General features: G+C 41.4%; 20 protein-coding genes. 16 read left to right on the forward strand and 4 right to left on the reverse strand.

Features of this window, described 5'->3' with window-relative positions:
- A partial coding sequence (locus ACLL8Z_RS08530) for a hypothetical protein (RefSeq protein ID WP_411274350.1) occupies positions 1–769 on the reverse strand: 769 nt, incomplete at its 3' end.
- Positions 770–989: 220 nt separating this feature from the next.
- Here ACLL8Z_RS08530 and ACLL8Z_RS08535 point away from each other — a divergent pair.
- From ACLL8Z_RS08535 to hemH, 11 genes are all read left to right on the forward strand, one after another.
- Entirely contained in the window at positions 990–1979 is a 990-nt protein-coding gene (locus tag ACLL8Z_RS08535; RefSeq protein ID WP_411274351.1) for an aspartate-semialdehyde dehydrogenase, read from the forward strand.
- 129 nt (positions 1980–2108) lie between these two features.
- Positions 2109–3071, forward strand: coding sequence for a D-2-hydroxyacid dehydrogenase (locus tag ACLL8Z_RS08540; RefSeq protein ID WP_411274352.1), 963 nt, complete (start codon positions 2109–2111; stop codon positions 3069–3071).
- A gap of 126 nt (positions 3072–3197) precedes the next feature.
- On the forward strand, positions 3198–4337 hold the full coding sequence (locus ACLL8Z_RS08545) for a glycerate kinase (protein ID WP_411274353.1): 1140 nt from the start codon (positions 3198–3200) through the stop codon (positions 4335–4337).
- Between the two features lie 40 nt (positions 4338–4377).
- Positions 4378–5784, forward strand: a complete 1407-nt coding sequence (gene dacB, locus ACLL8Z_RS08550; RefSeq protein WP_411274354.1) for a D-alanyl-D-alanine carboxypeptidase/D-alanyl-D-alanine-endopeptidase — start codon at positions 4378–4380, stop codon at positions 5782–5784.
- Between the two features lie 24 nt (positions 5785–5808).
- Entirely contained in the window at positions 5809–7281 is a 1473-nt protein-coding gene (crtD, locus tag ACLL8Z_RS08555; RefSeq protein ID WP_411274355.1) for a 1-hydroxycarotenoid 3,4-desaturase CrtD, read from the forward strand.
- A gap of 159 nt (positions 7282–7440) precedes the next feature.
- The gene (locus ACLL8Z_RS08560; protein WP_411274356.1) at positions 7441–8064 is read left to right on the forward strand and encodes a lysophospholipid acyltransferase family protein; all 624 of its coding nucleotides are present in this window, start codon (positions 7441–7443) and stop codon (positions 8062–8064) included.
- 2 nt (positions 8065–8066) lie between these two features.
- Positions 8067–9158: a glycosyltransferase gene (locus tag ACLL8Z_RS08565; RefSeq protein WP_411274357.1), complete on the forward strand. Its 1092-nt coding sequence runs from the start codon at positions 8067–8069 to the stop codon at positions 9156–9158.
- Positions 9158–9790 carry a carotenoid biosynthesis protein gene (locus ACLL8Z_RS08570; RefSeq protein ID WP_411274358.1) on the forward strand — a complete coding sequence of 211 codons (633 nt, stop codon included), beginning with the start codon at positions 9158–9160 and terminating at the stop codon, positions 9788–9790. The genes ACLL8Z_RS08565 and ACLL8Z_RS08570 overlap by 1 nt, the downstream gene beginning before the upstream one ends.
- 55 nt (positions 9791–9845) lie before the next feature.
- Positions 9846–10694 (forward strand): 4-hydroxy-3-methylbut-2-enyl diphosphate reductase, encoded by an 849-nt coding sequence (locus tag ACLL8Z_RS08575; RefSeq protein WP_411274359.1) that lies wholly within the window; start codon positions 9846–9848, stop codon positions 10692–10694.
- A 10-nt stretch (positions 10695–10704) separates the two neighbouring features.
- Positions 10705–11382: a fatty acid desaturase gene (locus ACLL8Z_RS08580; protein WP_411274360.1), complete on the forward strand. Its 678-nt coding sequence runs from the start codon at positions 10705–10707 to the stop codon at positions 11380–11382.
- A 187-nt stretch (positions 11383–11569) separates the two neighbouring features.
- Positions 11570–12586 (forward strand): ferrochelatase, encoded by a 1017-nt coding sequence (gene hemH, locus ACLL8Z_RS08585; RefSeq protein ID WP_411274361.1) that lies wholly within the window; start codon positions 11570–11572, stop codon positions 12584–12586.
- On the opposite strand, the gene ACLL8Z_RS08590 is transcribed toward hemH, so the two are convergent.
- From ACLL8Z_RS08590 to ACLL8Z_RS08600, 3 genes are all read right to left on the reverse strand, one after another.
- On the reverse strand, positions 12576–13811 hold the full coding sequence (locus tag ACLL8Z_RS08590; protein WP_411274362.1) for a 3-deoxy-D-manno-octulosonic acid transferase: 1236 nt from the start codon (positions 13809–13811) through the stop codon (positions 12576–12578). The two genes, hemH and ACLL8Z_RS08590, sit on opposite strands and share 11 nt — an antisense overlap.
- Positions 13812–13936: 125 nt before the next feature.
- Positions 13937–15181, reverse strand: coding sequence for an ABC transporter permease (locus ACLL8Z_RS08595; RefSeq protein ID WP_411274363.1), 1245 nt, complete (start codon positions 15179–15181; stop codon positions 13937–13939).
- Between the two features lie 66 nt (positions 15182–15247).
- Entirely contained in the window at positions 15248–15601 is a 354-nt protein-coding gene (locus ACLL8Z_RS08600) for a HesB/IscA family protein (RefSeq protein ID WP_411274364.1), read from the reverse strand.
- A 95-nt stretch (positions 15602–15696) separates the two neighbouring features.
- On the opposite strand from ACLL8Z_RS08600, the gene ACLL8Z_RS08605 reads away from it, so the two are divergent.
- The 5 genes from ACLL8Z_RS08605 to dnaA all read left to right on the forward strand — a co-directional run bounded on the left by ACLL8Z_RS08605 (position 15697) and on the right by dnaA (position 21002).
- Positions 15697–16230 carry a hypothetical protein gene (locus tag ACLL8Z_RS08605; RefSeq protein WP_411274365.1) on the forward strand — a complete coding sequence of 178 codons (534 nt, stop codon included), beginning with the start codon at positions 15697–15699 and terminating at the stop codon, positions 16228–16230.
- 4 nt (positions 16231–16234) lie between these two features.
- Positions 16235–17779 carry a methylmalonyl-CoA mutase gene (locus ACLL8Z_RS08610; protein WP_411274366.1) on the forward strand — a complete coding sequence of 515 codons (1545 nt, stop codon included), beginning with the start codon at positions 16235–16237 and terminating at the stop codon, positions 17777–17779.
- 5 nt (positions 17780–17784) lie between these two features.
- Positions 17785–18552, forward strand: coding sequence for a 5'-nucleotidase C-terminal domain-containing protein (locus ACLL8Z_RS08615; RefSeq protein ID WP_411274367.1), 768 nt, complete (start codon positions 17785–17787; stop codon positions 18550–18552).
- On the forward strand, positions 18530–19477 hold the full coding sequence (locus tag ACLL8Z_RS08620; RefSeq protein WP_411274368.1) for a metallophosphoesterase: 948 nt from the start codon (positions 18530–18532) through the stop codon (positions 19475–19477). Before ACLL8Z_RS08615 ends, ACLL8Z_RS08620 begins: the two co-directional genes overlap by 23 nt.
- Before the next feature lie 97 nt (positions 19478–19574).
- A complete protein-coding gene (dnaA, locus tag ACLL8Z_RS08625) occupies positions 19575–21002 on the forward strand; it encodes a chromosomal replication initiator protein DnaA (protein ID WP_411274369.1) in 1428 nt (475 codons plus the stop codon).
- The last annotated feature ends 139 nt before the right edge of the window (positions 21003–21141 follow it).

Genomic DNA, 21141 nt, shown 5'->3' on the forward strand with positions numbered 1-21141 from the left:
TTGAGGCAATTTTGGTACTTAGAGTATCCATCTCTTCGCTAAAAGTAATGGCTAAAGTATTGGTACCTATAGCTGACACCTCGCTCACAATTGGGGGTGTTGTATCTGTGATTATAGGAGCAATTTTTATATTATCGAAGAAGTGCTTTAAAAAAAACGAGGTGGTTGATTGTTGAATTGAGATTCCAAAATGGGTCGAAGTTGGGTGCGCGACGTCGTTTGCTGTTCCTTCTAAAACGAAAGAAGTATTGCTTGCTACTACCTCGCGCTCAAGTGTAAATTTCCCTGCACTGTCGCGTTTTAATCTAATCCTAATAGTATTATTTGAGGATCCTACACTACCGTTAAGCCCATCTATTATTTTCGTACTGCTGCTAGTTGTTCCAGATCTCCTGTAAAGACTTATTTCATCGTCCGTATTTCCTATTCTAATAAAAAAGCCATTTATCAATGTGCTTTTGAGATCGGCCTTGTCGGATATAACATAGATGTCTGCATAGTTTGACCCGGAAGTACTTATTTGAAGATTGACCCAAAATTCCCATTGGGCATTAATGGCCAATGTGCTTTCAGTACTCAGGAAAAAAGCAGCATTCGGAATATTTGAGTTTGAACGTAATTTACCATCCACTACCGCAAAATCAGTCGCATTGTTACTGCCCGTCCAAACTGGATTTGCAGTATAATTGCCATCGCTGAAGTCTTCATTAAGCTGTGCGTGAAGTGAATTGCCAGAACACAGCAATAGAATGATAAGTAGATGTTTCATGTGGGTGTTATGTGATTTCAATATCGCTTACAACCCGGGCAGATTTAGAGTGGAATGAGCCTAAGGCATAAATTTTTCTGTTTTAGGTAATCGACATTAAAATAAACAATGGATTCCCCAGGATTGATGGTTTATCTCCCCCAACCCCTCCAAAAACTCCGGATTTTTCCCATATTTGTCTCAATTAAACAGTTTTAACAATTTTAGAAAGATTAAAGCAATGAAAGTCGCAGTAGTAGGCGCTACCGGCCTTGTAGGTTCGGTGATGTTAAAAGTTTTAGCAGAGCGCAATTTCCCGGTTAGTGAATTGATCCCCGTAGCTTCCGCAAGGAGTGCTGGTAAACAGATCGAATTCAAGGGAAAGAAGTATGCTGTAGTGACCATGGATGAAGCTATTGCAATGAGACCGGATGTAGCTTTGTTTTCTGCCGGAGGAAGCACATCACTGGAAGCTGCGCCGCGTTTTGCGGAAGTCGGTACTACTGTAATTGATAATTCTTCGGCATGGAGAATGGATCCTGATAAGAAACTAGTTGTGCCCGAAGTTAACGCCAATGTGCTTACTGCCAATGATAAGATCATAGCGAATCCCAACTGTTCAACCATACAGATGGTGGTGGTTTTGAAGCCCCTTCATGAAAGATATAAAATTAAAAGGGTGGTAGTTTCAACGTATCAGTCGGTTACTGGTACCGGTGTTAAGGCTGTCGACCAAATGATGAATGAGCGTAAAGGTATATCAGGAGAAATGGCTTATGCCTATCCGATCGATTTGAATGTGATCCCGCAAATTGATGTGTTTACCCCCAATGGTTATACCAAGGAGGAAATGAAAATGATCCTTGAAACAAAAAAGATCATGGGCGATGATTCAATCCGTGTGACGGCAACAACCGTTCGGATCCCGGTGATGGGCGGGCACTCTGAATCAGTAAATATTGAGTTCGAACATGACTTTGACCTTGCTGAGGTGCGTGCTATCCTTGAAAAAGAAGAAGGAATTATTGTAGTGGATGATCCGGCAAATCTGAAATACCCAATGCCGATGGATGCTCATGAAAAGGATGAAGTATTTGTTGGAAGAATCAGACGCGACGAATCCCTGGACAATACACTTAACCTCTGGATCGTTGCTGATAATCTCCGCAAAGGCGCCGCAACAAATGCAGTTCAGATAGCAGAGTACTTAATGAAGAATCAGCTGATCTAAAAGAAGGGAAAACCGATTATCAACAACAATATGCATTCATCCCGTACGTGCGGGAATATGCTTTCTGCCGCACCATAGTACCCATGACATGTTACTATAGGGTATAGAGGATTAGAATAAAATTGTTTTATGAATATAGTTGTACTTGACGGATACACATTAAATCCAGGCGACATTACCTGGGATGGACTAAGCAATCTTGGAAATCTTACGGTTTACGACAGAACACCTGAGGACAAGATCGTTGAAAGAAGCAAAGATGCCGCGATATTATTTACTAATAAGACACCTCTGAGGAAGAATGTACTTCAAGCTTTGCCTGAATTGAAATACATTGGCGTGCTCGCGACGGGTTATAACGTGGTAGATATTGATTACGCGAAGTCTCGGGGAATTCCAGTTACCAATATTCCGGGCTATGGAACAGCTTCGGTAGTTCAGATGACTATCGCTCTGATGCTGGAACTTTGTCAGCACGTGCAGTTGCATAGTGATTCGGTTCGCGCGGGTGATTGGTCGCGATCAGCGGATTTTTGTTACTGGAAATCTCCTCTCATTGAACTTGAAGGTAAAACAATGGGTATTATTGGATTTGGCCGGATAGGTCAGAGCGTTGCCGACGTTGCTGGTTCGCTTGGGATGAATATTCTTGGGTCTGCACGAACTCCGAGCGATCAAGCTGCCCGAAAAAACTTCCGGTGGGCTTCCATCCCTGAAATTTTAAAGGAATCTGATGTAGTTAGTATCCACTGTCCGCTATTCCCTGAAACTCAGGGCCTGATTAATGCCGATAGGCTTCGAACCATGAAGTCTTCTGCTTTCCTGCTTAATACTTCGCGTGGTCCCATTATAGTCGACGAGGACCTGGCCGATGCCCTAAATCATAATGTTATTGCCGGTGCAGGTATCGATGTTCTCTCCGTTGAGCCACCCTCAGCAGACAACCCTCTTTTCAAAGCTAAAAATTGTATCATTACACCACACATTGCTTGGGCAACCAAAGAAGCCAGATCCCGACTTATGAAAATGGCGGAGGAAAATCTGGCAAAATTTATTAGCGGCAAGCCGGTTAACGTTGTTAATAGGGGTTAGTTATTAGAATTTTTATTAGGTCAACCCAGCTGTTCCGAGGCGATTATGTTTACTAGCAAAATTTAACAATGACTCTGAACTCCCATTCTCAATTCTCAACTCTCTCCTCTCAATTCTCCATTGAAAATGCGCATCCTAATCGCCCCGAACGCCTTTAAAGATAGCCTTGATGCTTCTGATGCGGCAGCAGCTATCCGTGAGGGACTGGAAAGCTCTATGCTTAATTGTACGGCAGAATGTTTCCCTATCGCGGATGGCGGAGATGGGACTGCGAAACTAATTATCGAAAAGTTTAAGGGGAAGATTGTTGAAACTGAGGTCGGCGATCCACTTGGGAAAAAAATAAGAGCGAGATTTGGCTTGATTGATCGTGGTGAAACTGCCGTCATTGAGATGGCCGATTCCTCTGGGATTCGCCTGTTAAATCGATTGGAACTAAATCCTCTCCGCGCTAACTCTTATGGTACGGGAGAAATGATTATTGCCGCACTCGATTGTGAGGTGAAGAAGATCATTATCGGATTAGGAGGGTCGGCCACGATAGACGGCGGGGCGGGACTTCTTCACGCTTTGGGTGTACGTTTCCTGGATTCCATCGGAAATGAGTTAAAGCCTTGTCCGGAAGATCTTTCTGCCCTGGCTGACATAGACCTGTCCGGAATAGATCAACGCGTATTTAATTGTAAAGTAATAGTCCTTTGTGATGTCGCGAATTACTTATTGGGACCCGATGGTGCTGCCGCAGTCTTTGGTCCTCAGAAAGGCGCTACGCTATCTGAAATTATCAGGTTGGAAGACGTCTTACAGAAAATCAGTGCCATAGCATCTGCGGGTGGGCTTGCGGATATGAGTGCCATAAAGCATGGAGGTGCGGCGGGAGGAACGGCGGCAGCACTGAAAGTTTTCCTCAATGCTGAGCTGGTAGACGGGGCTTTTAAATTTCTTGAAATGACAAATTTCGGGAATAGTCTACGATCATGCGATCTGTTAATCACCGGTGAGGGTAGTATTGATGAACAGACGCTTCAGGGGAAGGCACCCTTTGCTGCGGCAGCTGCAGCAAAATATTTAGGTATTCCCGTTGTGGGAATTGCCGGTAAATTACCCTTAGAGGCAAATCCGGCATTGAACGAATACTTCCAGGTTCTGATACCCTTGAGCAACGAACCTTCTGATCTTGAAACGGCTATTAGCCATACGCGATCAAATCTAATCCGTACAGGCAGAATGCTCGGCAATTTATTTTCCATTGGGAAGTTTAAATAATATCTTCGCTGACAGCGTAATTTCAAAGCCAATTTTTCTGATGAAACGATTTCTACTGCTTTTTTTGCTTCCCCTTTTCATAAACTCTCATGCTCAAACTCTTCAACGGAGAATTGAACAAGCCTTTCAGCGCCTCGAAAAAGACCCGCAGATGATCTACGGCACCGCTTCCCTGAGTGTTTTAAATGCAGTAACAGGGGAAGTACTTTTTGCGGGAAATGGGAATACTGGCCTGGCTCCGGCCTCGACGTTAAAAACAATAACTTCTGCGACAGCTTACGTATTACTAGGTAAGGATTTTACTTGGGAGACAACATTGGGGCACTCCGGTTTCGTAACTGCCGATGGAACTCTGAATGGAGATATTATCATAAAAGGCAGCGGGGATCCTAGTCTGGGGAGTGATCGTTATGATAAAACCAAAAGCGCATTGCTTTTAAAACGATGGACTGACGCTCTCACAAGAGCGGGAATTAAGAGGATTGCCGGCCGAATTATTACGGATGACCGTTTATTTGGTACTCAAACTTTACCAGGCGGATGGCCATGGCAGGATATTGGAAACTATTACGGCGCGGGACCTTCGACCCTGACCTGGCGGGAGAATCAGTTTGACCTCATTTTTAAAGCAGGCCGTGTTGGCGAGACAGCAGTCCTTTTACGAACCGAGCCCGACATGGGCTATTTAAAATTGGTAAATGAGGTAACAACAGGAAGGCAGGGAACGGGCGACAATGTTTATGCATACTCAGCACCTTATTCTAATACCATTTATCTGCGAGGTACTTACGGGATTGACCTTAAGAAAACTATTTCCGCTTCTGTTCCAGATCCGGCCCTTGATTTGGCACAGCATTTTCGTAGCTGGTTAAAGGCTTCAGGTATAAATGCAGAAGTAATCAGAACAGCGAGGGAACTGGAATCAGAAAAGCTACCATTTCAAGCGGCTACAAAAATTCTGGATAGCTATGCTTCACCAAGCCTTGATAAAATAATCTATTGGTTTAACCAAAAAAGCATAAATCTCTATGGCGAACATCTCGTTAAAACAATTGCCTGGAAACAAGCTAAGGAGATTACTACTCCTGATGGAGTGGACGTCATAAAAACCTTCTGGAGCCAGAAGCTTGGTATAGATAAAAATGCAATGAACATTTATGACGGAAGCGGTTTGTCGCCGGCAAACAGAATTACTACGATGTCCATAGTGCAAATATTACAATCGATAAAAAAGGAAGCATGGTTTAGCGGTTTTTACGAGAGTCTTCCGGTTTACAATAATATGAAAATGAAAAGTGGAAGTATCAGCGATGTCCTTGCCTATGCAGGTTATCAAACCAGTTCGGACGGTACGCCACTGGTGTTTTCCATAATCATAAATAACTACAGCGGAAGCAGTTCATCCGCAAGGCAAAAATTATTCAACGTGCTGGATGTATTAAAATAGTTGCGCTTTGGCCGATAATCTAAAATGACTCCACCATCAAAAAAAGCCATAATTATAGGCGCCGGTTTAGCTGGAATTGCCTCTGCAATAAGACTTGCGGTTAAAGGGTACTCGGTTAATGTTTACGAAACAGCAGCCCGACCAGGTGGTAAGCTGTCCGAGTTAAGATCAGGGGATTTTCGTTTTGATGCGGGCCCCAGTCTGTTTACTATGCCCCAATATGTGGAAGAGCTTTTCAGACTCGCGGGTAAAAATCCAGAAGACTATTTTCAATATAAACGACTTGATACGATTTGCAAATATTTTTATGAAGATGGTACACAGCTTAAGGCCTATTCGGACAGGAATAAATTTGCATCGGAGATTGAGAAAAATACAGCTGATTCTGCTGCTTCAGTAATTGACTTTCTGGATAGAAGTGAGAAAATATATCAGATCACCAATCCAGTTTTCCTGCAAAGGTCACTTCATAAATTTTTAAACTATTTTAATTCGACTACACTAAAGTCGCTGCTCCTTTTTCCGCAGATCGATGCGTTCAGAACAATGAACAAGTCCAATTCTGCAAGATTCAAAGATTCAAAAACTATCCGCTTGTTTAACCGGTACGCTACTTATAATGGCTCCAATCCTTATAAGGCGCCAGCCACGTTGAACGTAATTCCGCATTTCGAGCAGTATTTCGGGGCTTACTTTCCGGAAGGTGGAATGTATTCGATTGTCAGATCACTTGCCGATCTGGCAATGCACTGCGGTGTACAATTCCATTATAATACTTATGTGGACGAGATTGAGTTAAGAGGTAAAAAGCTAAGTGGCGTAAGAATCGGTTCTGCGTTGCATGAGGCTGATCTGGTGGTCTCGAATATGGATATTTGGTACACCTACAGAAAACTCCTCAAAAAGATTCCTGCTCCCGAAAAGATCCTGCTTCAGGAAAGAAGCAGCTCGGCTTTGATTTTCTACTGGTCAATCAACCGCAGTTTTCAGGAACTTGACCTTCATAATATTTTCTTTACCGAAGATTATGAAATGGAATTCCAGCACATCTGGCAAAAGAAAAATATTTACTTTGATCCAACTATTTATCTTAACATCAGTTCGAAGGTCGAAGCGTCTGATGCCCCCCCGGGATGTGAAAATTGGTTTACCATGATCAACGTTCCCTCGAATTCAGGCCAGAATTGGGACGCGCTGATAGATGATGCCCGTCGCAATATCGTGTCGAAGTTATCCCGGATACTTAAAACAGATATCACAGCCCTGATAATTGGCGAACATATTCTGGATCCCCGCAAGATCGATTCTCAAAGCTTCTCCTATCAGGGCTCTTTATATGGAAGCAGCTCAAATAACCAGTTTTCAGCGTTTTTAAGACATGCTAATTTTTCCTCGAAAATTGAAGGCTTATACTTCGCAGGGGGAAGTGTGCACCCGGGCGGCGGAATTCCATTGGCACTGCTCTCTGCTAAAATTGTTGATGGGCTGGTTGAATAAGCAGAACTTGGTTACGGAGGGAGTATTCTAGAGACAAAATTCTATATTAGTTGTTAATTGTTTGTTGTTAGAGCTGTTAGAGCGACAATCACCAACAACCAACAGGACGACACACAACCAACAACCAACTAACACCAACCAACAACCAACAACCAACCAATGCTTAAACCACGCCAGAACAAAATTATCTACATGTTCTTTTCCTGGTACATCAGCCGGATAATAGATTCTGATTTCAAAAAACTGGAGTTTAATCAGGCGAATTTCCAGAAAGACCGGGCGATATTGTTGCTGGCGAATCATTTTTCATGGTGGGATGGGTTTTTAATGTTTCACATTAATAAACTTTATTTTAGGAAAAAATTTCATGTTATGATCACAGAGGAGAACTATCAGAAGGTTTGGTTCCTCAAATATCTCGGTAGTTTTTCCGTTAGAAAGAATTCCCGAAGTGTAATTGAAACACTGGAGTATGCTGGTCGCTTGCTTGATGATACAAATAATTTAGTTCTCATCTTTCCACAGGGCAAACTTTACTCAAATCATACAGATCAGGTTCAATTTCAGAAAGGATTGATGAATATGATAAACATTTCAAAGAGAAAATTTCAATACATCTTTGCAGCTACTTTTGTCGACTATTTCGAAAATCGTAAAGCATCGGCATATTGTTATATACAGGGTTGGGAGGGGGTGGAGTTCCCAAGTCTCCAGCTAATAAAAAGTGCGTATAACAAACATTTTGAAGTTTCGCGCCAAAGGCAGTGCGCGAATGGGGTTTAACTATGATACTGATTTACTTTATCTTCCTTTTTCTAATACTTCGATTCACTGTTACGCTGTTCAATTTCATTTCAAATCCAAAACTTACAAGTTCCCCGCGTGACTATGATGAACTGGTATCCATTCTTATTCCTGCCAGAGATGAGGAACAGAATATTCTAAGCCTCCTGCAATCTATCTGCAATCAGGACTATCAGAAATACGAAGTTATTATACTTGATGATCATTCTTCAGACAGGACCTTCGCAATATGTGAAGAGTTTTGCACTTTGGACCGTCGCTTTCGGGTAGTAGCGGGTAAAACCTTGCCGATAGGTTGGCTGGGGAAAAACTTTGCCTGTCATCAGCTCGCAAAGGCATCAAAAGGTAAATATTTAATGTTTCTGGATGCCGATGAGACAATTGCAGATGGATTGATCAACAATACAGTTCATCGGATGAAGTTTTACAAGCTCGATTTGCTAAGCTTATTTACAAATCAGGTTATGATTACCTGGGGTGAGCGTATGGTGGTACCCTTGATGCACTTTATTCTTTTAAACCTCCTTCCTTTGCGATTGGTAAGGCTATCCAGGAGCCCGGCGTTTTCAGCTGCCAGCGGTCAGTTCATGCTTTTTAACGCCGAAAATTATAAGGAGAACCAATGGCACGAACAGGTCAGCAACAAGGTGGTAGAAGATATCGAAATAATGAGATCTATAAAAGCATCAGGTTACAGAGGAGAAGCATTGCTGGCCAATGGCTACATCTTCTGCCGGATGTACAGCGGTTTTAAAGACGCTTTCCAGGGTTTTAGTAAGAACCTGCTTGCCGGCTTCAATAATAACATTATTGGTTTATTCTTGTATCTCTTCCTGGTTATTCTTGGGCCACTCGCTATAGCCTACATTTTAAGTGCAGAACTGCTATTTTTTGCTTTATCATTAATAATTTTGAGTAGGGTAATGATCTCGTTAATGTCGGGTCAGAACGTTTGGATTAATATTTTTCTGCACCCTGTACAGTTGATTTCTATGTTATTCATTGCTGTAATTTCAGTAAAAAAATACTTCACAAAAACTATAGTCTGGAAAGGAAGACCGATCAGGAATTAATGTTTAACAAAGCGAATATTTGCAGTTTAATTATAATACTATTTCATTTTGTAGGATTGTATGGCTTCTTAAATCCGGAGTTAAGTCATTTGTTCGTCGAGCTGGTTCCCCTTCATTTGCTGCTGATGTTATTACTGATGATGATTTCTGGATATGACAAATCCACTCATTTCCAGGTATTTGCGGTTGTAGTTTATGCGGCAGGATTTTTGGTAGAAGTAGCAGGAGTTAATACTGGACTCATTTTCGGATCATACACATACGGGCGCACACTTGGAACACAGATATGGAATACACCAATTCTTATAGGAGCTAATTGGCTTATTCTCGTTTATACTACGGGCGTTTTGCTAAACGTTTATACTTTGAACAAGTATATTCTGGCATTTCTTGGGGCAGGAATATTAGTGGGCATAGATTTTCTTATCGAACCTATAGCCATAAAGTATGATTACTGGAGCTGGGACAGAGGGGTTATTCCTTTGCAGAACTACATCGGATGGTTTGTAGTTGCTTTTTTTATGTTCCTTATTTTTGATAAGTTGAATTTTAGAAAGCAAAATAGTTCTGCCATAGTTCTTTTTGTGGCACAACTGTGTTTCTTTATCATTTTGAACTGGTGGAGTACCTGAAAAGAATTTCGTATTTTTGTAAGCAACTCATTAAGGGTTCAGTCTAATTATTTTGATGGAGTATAATCTTCAAGTTACCATTGATCAGGATTCCGGCTTTTGCTTTGGAGTTGTTTACGCCATCGATATGGCTGAAGAGATCCTGGCAGAAGATGGATATCTATATTGCCTTGGAGACATTGTTCACAATGATGAAGAAGTAACCCGACTTAAACAAAGGGGACTAAGGATCATTTCTCATGAAGATCTTGTTCAAATAAAGAATGAAAAAGTATTAATCCGCGCTCATGGCGAGGCCCCTGAAACCTACAAATTGGCACTGGAAAATAATATCACTTTGATTGATGCGTCATGCCCGGTGGTATTAAAACTTCAGAATAGAATAAAAAATACTCACGATAGTAAAGAGAAAGTTTTAATATTTGGCAAACACGGACATGCAGAAGTTATTGGCCTGCAAGGCCAGACAAATAATGAGGCAATCGTATTCCAGGACATAGCCGAGCTTGAAGATGTTGACCTGCCAAATAAGTTTACCCTTTACAGCCAAACAACTAAGAGCACAGCTAAATTCTATCAGATAAAAGAGGAACTTCTTAGCAGAGGTTACGAAATAAAGGCAAACGACACTATTTGCCGTCAGGTTTCCAACAGAGATGAAGAATTGAGAAAATTCGTTAAGAATTATGATCATATCGTGTTTGTGGCGGGTAAAAAGTCGTCGAATGGCAAAGTGCTGTTTGAAGTTTGCCGTCAGCATAACCCGAATACCTACTTTATTTCAAATGAAGCAGAGCTAAACAAGGAAATGTTTAATCCGGGGGATAAAGTGGGCATTTGCGGAGCTACATCTACCCCCATGTGGCTGATGACGCAGGTAAAGAGTGCCCTGGAGTCATTCTGAAATCAAGAAGATGTCGGGAAAAAGATCTAATATTGGCGTATTTGCTGCTATGTTTGTCATTGGTGCATGGCTAATTTCCATTCTGCTCCTGATGAACTGGGAGATTCGTTTTGATAATCCATTGACTTATTTAATGATCCTGGTACAAATGCATCTATACACGGGTCTTTTTATCACAGCTCATGATGCGATGCACGGAACTGTATCGTTCAACAGGCCCCTAAATAACGCTATTGGGCAAACCTGCACACTATTATACGCTTGTTTTCCTTTTAAAAAGTTGTACACCAAACATCATGAGCACCATGACCATGTTCATACGGACAAAGATCCTGACTTCCATAATGGAAATTTTCTGACCTGGTATTTTAAATTTATTACGGAGTATATTTCCTGGTGGCAAATAGTCTTGATGGCGGTTATTTTCAATATTTTAAAGTTGTGGATTGCTGAAGCCAACCTTTTACTGTTTTGGGTATTGCCTTCGCTGCTCAGCACATTGCAGCTTTTCTATTTTGGAACCTGGGTTCCTCATCATGGGGAGCACGACAATCGATACCATTCAAGGTCGCAAAGTAAAAACCACTTTTATGCTTTCATAACCTGTTATTTCTTTGGTTACCACTACGAGCACCACGATTCGCCAGGAACCCCCTGGTGGAAGCTTTGGACTATCAAGCAGGGCTAAACGGCGACAATTCAGCTTATGGATTGGCTCATCAGTGACTATGGCATCAGCACTCTGAAAAAAATCTGGTAAATATAAATGAAAGACAGAAGAGCGGATTTTCTCAGCAGATTGTTTTCTAAAAGTCAAATGTATGCGTGCATTTCTTACTAAGACTCGCTAATATTATCTTTGGCGTTTTAGAAACATGAGCAAACAAGGCGTTTTACTGGTAAATTTAGGAACTCCCGATAGTCCTTCAACTGCTGACGTGAGGAAATATCTGGATGAATTTCTGATGGATGAGCGGGTTATTGATGTTAATCCGATTCTGCGTACAATGCTTGTAAAAGGTATTATTGTTCCATTCCGCGGACCAAAATCTGCAAAGCTTTATAGAGAAATATGGTCAGACACTACCGGTTCGCCATTAATGCACTACAGCCTTTTGCAGAAAGATTTGCTGCAAAACCAATTGGGAAGCGAATACCATGTTGAGCTTGCAATGCGTTATCAGAGTCCGTCAATCGAATCTGCCCTAAAGAACTTAAAGAACGCGCAGGTTAATAGTATCAGAGTCATACCCATGTTTCCGCACTATGCATCTGCAAGTTCCGGTTCAGTCCTTCAAAAGGTGATGGAGCTGGTTAGTAAATGGCAAACTATACCAAGTATTTCATTCCTGAACTCTTTTCATGATAATGAGCTCATGATCAAGGTATTTGCTGAGAACTCCGAAAAGTATAATCCTGCGAGCTACGACCATATACTATTTAGCTTTCACGGTTTGCCGCAACGTCAGCTGAAAAAGTCTGATGATTCAGGAAGACACTGTCTTAAAGCAAATAATTGCTGTTCGACGCTGACAAATGAGAATAAGTTTTGTTATTCAGCCCAATGTCATCACACTGCCAGGCTTATTGCTGATAAGCTTTCCTTGCCAGCTGATAAATATACGGTATGCTTTCAGTCAAGGCTAGGGAAAGATCCCTGGGTTCAGCCCTATACGAGCGTTGTGATCCAGGAACTTGCTAAAAAAGGAATAAAACGTTTATTAGTCTTTTGCCCTGCTTTTGTTGCTGATTGCCTGGAAACTGTTTACGAAGTTACTGTTGAATATGGTGATGAGTTCAAGAAACTGGGAGGGGAGCATGTGCAATTAGTAGAGAGTCTCAATGATAATCCCCTTTGGATAGATGCACTAGAAGGCTTGGTCAAGAATTGATTAAGCGATTTTTTTCAAGATAATCCAGGATGATTCTGGTAGCGCCAGCTTTTGAGTTTATATATTCCTTTGCAACTTTTCCAAATTCGCTTCTGATTTGCGGATTTTGTAAATAAGACATTTTCTGCTCTAATTCCTGTGCATCTTTGATTGAAAAGGAAGCCCCTTTTTCTATCAGATCTGCTGCCTCTTGAAATTTTTGATATTTAGGTCCGAATATTACTGGTAAGCTAAACGCAGAGGCTTCCTGAGTATTATGTATCCCGACCCCGAATCCGCCGCCAATATATGCTACATCACCGTACTGGTAAAGGCTTGAAAGTGTTCCAATATTATCAATTATCAGAACCTGTGTTTCTATACTACGGATATTGGTTTCCGAGAATTTCGTAGAATCAGGGAAAAGATTTTCCAGGTCACTGATATGCCGCGGATCTATTTCATGAGGTGCAACTATGAACTTCCAATTCGGATAAACTTTTGCAAGGGACGCGATCAAAACTTCATCTTCGGGCCAGGTACTACCTGCAATGAATACTTTACTTCCTGCACAGAACTCTTCAACAGCTGGAATTCGCGGGACCTGGCTCATATTTTTTACGACACGGTCAAAGCGTGTGTCGCCCGCCACAATGACATTGTTCAATCCTAAGCTGCTTAGAAGTGTTTTACTTACTTCATTTTGTACAAAAAAGTGGGAAACCTTCTTCAGCATTTTTCTATGCAAACCACCATACCATCGGAAAAATGGCTGATCCTTCCTGAATATTCCAGAAACTATAAATATCGGGATGTTATTGTTTTGAAGTGCATTAAAATAGTGGTACCAATACTCGTATTTGGTAAACACTGCGATAGAAGGCTTAACTAATTTTATGAATTCTTCTGCATTTTTTCGGGTGTCTAAAGGAAGATAAAACACATGTTCTGCAAGCTGGTAATCTTTCCTGATTTCGTACCCGGATGGGGAAAAGAATGTAATTACGATTGAGATATGAGGATATTTCGCTTTTATGATTTCAAGAAGTGGTCTTCCCTGTTCAAACTCGCCTAAAGACGCAAAGTGGAACCACGCATGTGTTTGGTGCGTATTTACTCGACTGGCTATATGAGTTAACAGGTTTTTTCTTCCCTCTATCCAGGCCGCTGCTTTCTTGTTTTTCAACGAGGCCAGAAGTATTATAAAGCGATAGAATTGAATACCTAAATCGTACAAAAAAAGCATTATGAACACTTTATTATCTTCGCCGAAGATAATGTTAATCTGTTATCAGAGTTTTAAAAATAAACCAGATTTAGCAGTAACTTCTTTAAGACCTGCTTAGTCGGCAGTAATCAAAAAAAAAGTTGCTATTCATAGCGAAGCGATTCAACCGGATCGAGTTTTGAAGCTTTGATTGCCGGATACAAACCTGAAATCAAACCCACTCCGATGCATAAAGTTAATCCTAATATGGTCCAGGCCCAGGGCATAATAAACGAGCCTCCCATGACCATAGAAAGCAGATTACCAATTAGGATACCAAGGAAAACGCCTGTAATTCCTCCCATAAGGCAAATCACAATAGCTTCTATGAGGAATTGACGCCTGATAACGATTGGAGTCGCACCTATCGCCTTACGAATACCAATTTCCCGCGTTCGCTCAGTAACTGATACGATCATAATATTCATTAACGCGATTGCAGCACCAATAAGAGTAATGGTTCCGATCACAATTCCTCCCCATCGCACGTATCGCAGGTTGTCGATAAAAGTTTGCGCAATAGCGTCGCTCTTTGTGATTTCGAAGTTGTTTTCATCAGTGACTTTCAGATTTCTTACCACTCTGAACAGTGATGTAGCCTCTCCTATCGCCGCTTCCATTTGTGCAGGATCGTCGCCCGTGACGGAAATGGTGTAGGATGGGTTGGACATAGTCATAACCTGTTTTGCACGCAATAATGGAATCACACAAACCTTGTCGCCACCAAAACCCACGCTTGATCCTTTAGCCTGGAATACACCGATGATTCGAAATTTATTGTTTCCGAGATGAATAGTTTTGTTTACTGGATCGCTTCCTGGAAAAAGCCTCGTCTTGATTTCATCTCCAATGAGGACGACACTTGTGCCATATTCGAGTTCAGATTGAGAAAAGTTGCGTCCGGAGGCCAGCTTGTAGCCGGCAGATGCCATATAATTTTCGTCAGCACCAAGTATTGATATGTTCGGATTGGTCTTTTCGTTGCCATATTTGACTGTTCCTCCAAAAGAAGCAAAGACATTTACTGATATCATGGCGGGGAAAGTGAAACTGCTTTTAAATTCAGTAGCTTGTCGGTAGTCAATAGATTTATAACGTTTCGGACGTTGTCCACTACCTCCGATCCGAATTCCGATGCCCCGGTTCCTGATCGTAAACGAGTTGGCTCCCATACTCGAGAAAGTACTGGTTAAGGAACCTTCTATCGCTTCAATGGATGTGAGAATACCCACTAATGCAGTGATTCCTATGGCTATAATGATTGCAGTTAGAAATGTACGCAGTTTGTTTCCTTTTACGGATTGCAAAGCCACTTTAACATTTTCAGAATAGTTCATCTTTGCTGCCATAGGATAAATATAAAAAAAGTCCTGCCGGTTTGACGGCAGGACTTCATAAAATGTTACAATTTATTTTCAGGCGGAAAATGATGTTCCGCAACCGCAGGTGCTGCTTGCATTAGGATTACTAAACGTAAATCCACGGGCATTCAACCCGTCCTGAAAGTCGACCTGCATTCCTGCAAGATACAATCCGTGTGCCTTATGCATGAAAACCTTGATGCCATCAATAAAAAATTCCTGATCACCATCTTTTTGCTGATCAAATCCCAGGATATAATTCATACCCGCGCAGCCTCCGCCTTCCACACCTAATCGAAGTCCATAATCTTCCCCCAGTTCCTGTTGCTGAATGAGCTTCCTAATCTCTCTTTTCGCTCCGTCGGTCAGTGTAACAGGAGCCTCAGCGATCGCTATTTCTGTACTCATATTTCTTTTAAAATGATATCTCAAATATACGTGAAATTGCTCACTTTTGTTCTGCTCGCGGGCTTTTTGACCATCTGTTAACAAATACACCACTCATGAATCCAACCGCATACCTTCTGGACATTATTAAATTTGCTCTTGCGGGACTTATTGTCTTTTTTGCAGCCTGGTTTTTTATTAAAGAATATCTTGATCAGCGATTTAATTTTCGAATGATTGAGCTGAAGAAAGAGAGTGTGAAGCATTCCCTGCCTTTAAGACTTCAGGCTTACGAGCGGACCGTCCTCTTCCTTGAAAGGATAAGCCCATCTAATATGCTTTTGAGACTACATGTACCGGGAATCAGTGCGAAAGAAATGCAAACTTTGATTGTTTCTGATATCCGTGCAGAGTACCAGCATAATATCTCTCAACAGTTATATGTAAGCGCCACGACCTGGAATGTGGTTAAAAAAATAAAGGACGATACAGTGAGAATAGTCAATAGTGCATCAGGAGCATTACCCGACAATGCTACGGGAGCCGATTTAAGTAAGTCAATTCTTATTCACCTCGCCGGACTGGAGTCGGAAAACCCCTATGATATAGCTTTGAATATTGTTAAAAAAGACGTTCAGGCATTATTCTAACTTTATGCAGGAAAAAAAAATGACGACAACTTCCGGCATTGAGATCAGGGAAGTTTATTCTGAAACCAAAAACCTTGAACAACCAGGGGAATTTCCATTTACCAGAGGAATTCAAAAGGATATGTACCGCGGCAAGCTATGGACTATGCGGCAGTACGCTGGTTTTTCGACAGCAGAAGAATCGAATAAAAGGTATCATTACCTGCTCTCACAGGGAACTACGGGATTATCAGTAGCCTTTGACCTGCCTACACAGATTGGATACGATTCGGACCATGTAATGGCAGAAGGGGAGGTTGGAAAAGTAGGTGTTGCAATTGATTCTTTAAAAGATATGGAAATGCTTTTTCAGGGTATCGACCTTCAAAAGGTAACCACGTCCATGACAATTAACGCAACTGCACCTATACTTTTGGCGATGTATATCAGTCTTGCAAAGAAACAAGGAGCTGATCTTAGCCAGATTTCAGGAACCATCCAGAATGATATTTTAAAGGAATATGCCGCCAGGGGGACTTACATTTATCCGCCAAAAGCTTCCATGCGGTTAATTACTGATGTATTTGAATATTGCAGCAAGGAACTTCCAAAATGGAACACCATTTCTATCTCTGGTTATCATATCCGGGAAGCAGGTTCCACAGCTGTTCAAGAGCTTGCATTCACGCTGGCAAATGGTAAGGCCTATCTACAGGCGGCAATGAGCAAAGGTTTAGACATAAACATATTTGCTAAACGAGTTTCTTTCTTTTTTAATTGCCACAATAACTTTTTTGAAGAGATAGCAAAATTCAGGGCCGCAAGAAGGATGTGGGCGGAGATCACCAAATCTCTGGGTGCAACTGATCCAGGGGCTCAAAAACTGCGCTTCCATACTCAAACAGGAGGGTCGACACTTACTGCGCAGCAACCGTTAAACAACATAATAAGAGTAACTAATCAGGCAATGGCTGCCGTTTTAGGAGGCACACAGTCCCTCCATACTAACGGATATGATGAAGCGCTCTCTCTCCCTACCGAGGCCGCAGCAAAGGTGGCTTTGAGAACTCAACAGATCATCGCATTTGAGAGCGGAGTTTCCGATACGGTAGACCCGCTGGCGGGATCATATTTCGTTGAGTCATTGACAGATGAAGTTGAAAGAGAAGCATGGAAGTATATTCAAATTATAGACGCGAAAGGGGGATCAGTTAACGCCATTGAGGAAGGATATATCCAGAATGAGATTGCTAATTCTGCTTATCGGTATCAAAAAGATATTGAATCGGGCGATAGAACCGTAGTAGGTGTAAACAAATACGTGGATAGTAAAGGCCTTACTATGGAAGTTTTCCGTGTGGATGATTCAATTCGTGATTTGCAGACAAAAAAGCTCGAAATATTGAAGGCTGAGCGAAATAATGAGCAGGTGAAGATCGTTCTGGATGCTCTTGCCCTGTCCGCAAAGAATGGCAGCAATACAATGCCTTTTATTTTGGCAGCTGTAGATGCTTATTCGACTTTGGGCGAAATTGCCGACGTGCTAAGGAATGAATTTGGAGAATATTAAGAGCTATGAGTAATTTTCGCAACTATTATTCAGGAAATTATATTCTGAAAATATGTGTTTATGTTATTCTGATCACCTTAACAGCATGTTCGCCTAAACTGCAGTTATCGGGTTCTGATAAGGCTTTATATCCTATCAGTTCCGACCTATCTAAGGATCAGACTATAATAGATTACTATCTGCCATATAAACTTCGCATTGATTCCATGATGAATGAAATCGTAGCGGTTTCAGCTTTGGAGATCAGCAAGGGAAGACCCGAAGGCCCTTTAAATAATTTAATGGCCGATGCTATGGCTGACGCAGGAAAGTCCGGAAATATCCCATTTGATATAGCCTATACAAATTATGGTGGGCTGCGTGTTCCACTTCCGCAAGGAAATATTGCCTTGTTCAATATTTTTGAGCTAATGCCTTTTGAGAATATGATTACCACGGTTCAGTTTAGCGGATCTGATATGAAACAATTTTTTGATTATATGGCATCAATGGGGGGAGATCCAATTTCTGGCGCAACTTTCAAAATAAGCAATAAAAAGGCTCTTGATATTATGATTAACGGGCAGACTCTTGATCTTGGTAAAACTTATACGGTACTCACTTCCGATTACATGGCAAACGGCGGCGACGGTGGTACTATATTTCTTAAGGCCACAGGTAGAAAAGAATACAATATTAAATTGCGGGATGCACTTCTTTTGTACATGCAGAAAAAAAGCCGCGCAGGAATAATACTTAACCCTAAGATTGATGGCCGGATCACAGTTGAATAGACGGGATTTCATAAGAGGTACAACCGCTGGGGCGGCGCTTATCGCTCTAGGAATAAACCCGGAAAGCGTATACGCGAAGGATGACCTCGTGAAAGTGGTGTTCCTCCATACTAATGATGTACATAGCCGTATTGACCCTTTTCCCATAGACGGATCCAGAAATCAGGGAATGGGAGGAGTCGCTGCCCGCTCGGCACTCATCAGTAAGATCCGCCAGGAAGAAAAGAACGTTCTGCTTCTTGATGCTGGCGATATATTTCAGGGAACGCCTTATTTTAATTTTTACGGTGGGGAGCTTGAAATTAAAATGATGAGCATGATGGGATATGATGCAGGTATTATGGGAAACCATGATTTCGACAACGGTGTTGAGGGTTTTTACAAACAATTGCCCCATGCAAAATTTCCGATTCTGAATGCGAATTATGACTTTTCTGATACCATTTTAAATGGGATGACTGATTCATACAGAATTATTAAGAAAGATGGTATAAAAGTTGGCGTTTTTGGCCTGGGCATTGAACTGGCCGGACTGGTAAATAAACAGCAATATGGCAATACAATTTATCGTGATCCAATTGCAAAAGCGTTGGAGATGGAGAGAGTCCTTAAGCTTGATAACAAATGCGACATCATAGTCTGCCTTTCCCATTTGGGATATAAATATGATGGACCCAAAGTGTCTGATATGGTGCTGGCGAAAAGTACAAATTTCATCGACCTGATCATCGGTGGTCACACCCATACATTCATGGATCGGCCGGAGCCAATCAGGAATTTGATGGGCAAAGAAACCCTCATAAATCAGGTCGGTTTTGCAGGTATAAATTTGGGTCGAATCGATTTTATTTTCCATCGTCAAAATCGTCAAAAAATAACTTATAACTCTGATTTACAATTTATTAGAACTAATTTCAAAATTTAGTTTTTTAATCGGAATTTTTTCTGAATATTGGATGTCCCTAAGAGTTATTAACATATCTCCCGGCATTAGTTGTAAATCAGATTATTAGTAAAATTAAATGGAAAAAACTTGTACACAGGTATGGAATAACTGCCTTCAGATCATCAAGGATAATATCCCGGCTCAGAGTTTTAAGACCTGGTTTGAGCCGATAAAAGCCTTACGTCTAGAGGGTAACGTGTTAACCATACAGGTACCGAGTTTATTCTTTTATGAATGGCTTGAAGAGCATTATGTTGGGCTGCTCAGAAAGACTGTTAAAAAGCAATTAGGAGAGGAAGGAAGACTTGAATATAACATCGTTGTGGAAAAGTCTTCGAACAATATTCCATATACAACCAATATGCCTTCAAATGGCAACGGAGCTGAGGGTAAAAACCAGTCGATGCCGATGCCGATTTCGTTGAATAAAGACATCAAAAATCCCTTCGTAATTCCGGGATTAAAAAAACTTCAGGTAGATCCACAGCTTAATCAAAATTATACTTTTGAGAATTTCATAGAAGGAGATTGCAACCGCCTTGCCCGTTCAGCAGGATATGCTGTGGCAGGCAAACCAGGAGGCACATCTTTTAATCCCCTGATGATATACGGGAGTGTTGGTCTTGGTAAAACTCACCTTGTTCAGGCGATTGGTAATGAGATTAAACGGACACTAACAGATAAACTGGTGCTTTACGTTTCCTGCGAGAAATTTACACAGCAGTTTGTAGACGCTTTGAAAAATAACAATATCAATGATTTTGTGAATTTTTACCAGGCAATGGATGTGCTCATTATGGATGACGTTCACAATTTTGCCGGCAAAGAGAAAACCCAGGATATATTTTTCCATATTTTCAATCATCTGCATCAATCAGGCAAGCAGCTGATCGTTACTTCAGATAAAGCGCCGAAAGACCTTTCAGGTTTAGAGGAGCGCTTACTTTCACGCTTTAAATGGGGCCTCTCTGCTGATCTTCAGATTCCCGATCTGGAAACGAGGATGGCAATCCTGAAAAAGAAAATGTACTCTGACGGTATCGAACTACCAGGGGAGGTAATTGAATATGTCGCGCACAATATCGACAATAACGTCAGAGAGCTGGAAGGTGCAATGGTTTCACTTTTAGCGCAGTCAACGATGAACAAGAAAGAGATAGATCTGAGCCTGGCCAAATCAATGCTGAAGAATTTCATTAAGAACTCCAGCAAAGAGATTTCCATGGAATATATTCAGAAGCTTGTCTGTGAGTATTTTGAAGTGCCGATTGAGATGGTAAAGTCAAAAACGCGCAAACGTGAGATTGTTCAGGCACGACAGATTTCCATGTATCTTGCCAAACTGCACACAAAAACTTCCCTCAAGTCAATCGGAGCATTCTTTGGCGGGCGGGACCACTCAACCGTGATCTATGCATGTCAGACTGTTGACGATCTCATAGATACAGACAAGAAGTTCAAAGGATACGTGGCTGATATTCAAAAGAAGCTAAAGATGAGCTAATCATCAGTTCTGAAACGTTTACAATCCCGCAGGTTTTCTGACGGGATTTTCTTTTTTAGGGATGAGAGGGATAACTTGCTTGCTTTTCTTAACTTAAATCCTTTAATTGCTGATAGTTTCAAGCTGTAGCAACACACCA

This window comes from Daejeonella sp. (assembly GCF_046590655.1).
GTDB lineage: Bacteria > Bacteroidota > Bacteroidia > Sphingobacteriales > Sphingobacteriaceae > Daejeonella.

Bases quoted from the DNA above. Each gene is read 5' to 3' on its own strand.
- dacB (WP_411274354.1), top strand. From the start codon at position 4,378: ATGAAACGATTTCTACTGCTTTTTTTGCTTCCCCTTTTCATAAACTCT.
- ACLL8Z_RS08565 (WP_411274357.1), top strand. From the start codon at position 8,067: ATGATACTGATTTACTTTATCTTCCTTTTTCTAATACTTCGATTCACT.
- ACLL8Z_RS08595 (WP_411274363.1), bottom strand. From the start codon at position 15,181: ATGGCAGCAAAGATGAACTATTCTGAAAATGTTAAAGTGGCTTTGCAA.
- ACLL8Z_RS08620 (WP_411274368.1), top strand. From the start codon at position 18,530: ATGGCCGGATCACAGTTGAATAGACGGGATTTCATAAGAGGTACAACC.
- ACLL8Z_RS08610 (WP_411274366.1), top strand. From the start codon at position 16,235: ATGCAGGAAAAAAAAATGACGACAACTTCCGGCATTGAGATCAGGGAA.
- ACLL8Z_RS08535 (WP_411274351.1), top strand. From the start codon at position 990: ATGAAAGTCGCAGTAGTAGGCGCTACCGGCCTTGTAGGTTCGGTGATG.
- ACLL8Z_RS08545 (WP_411274353.1), top strand. From the start codon at position 3,198: ATGCGCATCCTAATCGCCCCGAACGCCTTTAAAGATAGCCTTGATGCT.
- ACLL8Z_RS08570 (WP_411274358.1), top strand. From the start codon at position 9,158: ATGTTTAACAAAGCGAATATTTGCAGTTTAATTATAATACTATTTCAT.
- ACLL8Z_RS08540 (WP_411274352.1), top strand. From the start codon at position 2,109: ATGAATATAGTTGTACTTGACGGATACACATTAAATCCAGGCGACATT.
- ACLL8Z_RS08605 (WP_411274365.1), top strand. From the start codon at position 15,697: ATGAATCCAACCGCATACCTTCTGGACATTATTAAATTTGCTCTTGCG.
- ACLL8Z_RS08615 (WP_411274367.1), top strand. From the start codon at position 17,785: ATGAGTAATTTTCGCAACTATTATTCAGGAAATTATATTCTGAAAATA.
- crtD (WP_411274355.1), top strand. From the start codon at position 5,809: ATGACTCCACCATCAAAAAAAGCCATAATTATAGGCGCCGGTTTAGCT.
- ACLL8Z_RS08560 (WP_411274356.1), top strand. From the start codon at position 7,441: ATGCTTAAACCACGCCAGAACAAAATTATCTACATGTTCTTTTCCTGG.
- hemH (WP_411274361.1), top strand. From the start codon at position 11,570: ATGAGCAAACAAGGCGTTTTACTGGTAAATTTAGGAACTCCCGATAGT.
- ACLL8Z_RS08590 (WP_411274362.1), bottom strand. From the start codon at position 13,811: ATGCTTTTTTTGTACGATTTAGGTATTCAATTCTATCGCTTTATAATA.
- ACLL8Z_RS08580 (WP_411274360.1), top strand. From the start codon at position 10,705: ATGTCGGGAAAAAGATCTAATATTGGCGTATTTGCTGCTATGTTTGTC.
- ACLL8Z_RS08600 (WP_411274364.1), bottom strand. From the start codon at position 15,601: ATGAGTACAGAAATAGCGATCGCTGAGGCTCCTGTTACACTGACCGAC.
- dnaA (WP_411274369.1), top strand. From the start codon at position 19,575: ATGGAAAAAACTTGTACACAGGTATGGAATAACTGCCTTCAGATCATC.
- ACLL8Z_RS08575 (WP_411274359.1), top strand. From the start codon at position 9,846: ATGGAGTATAATCTTCAAGTTACCATTGATCAGGATTCCGGCTTTTGC.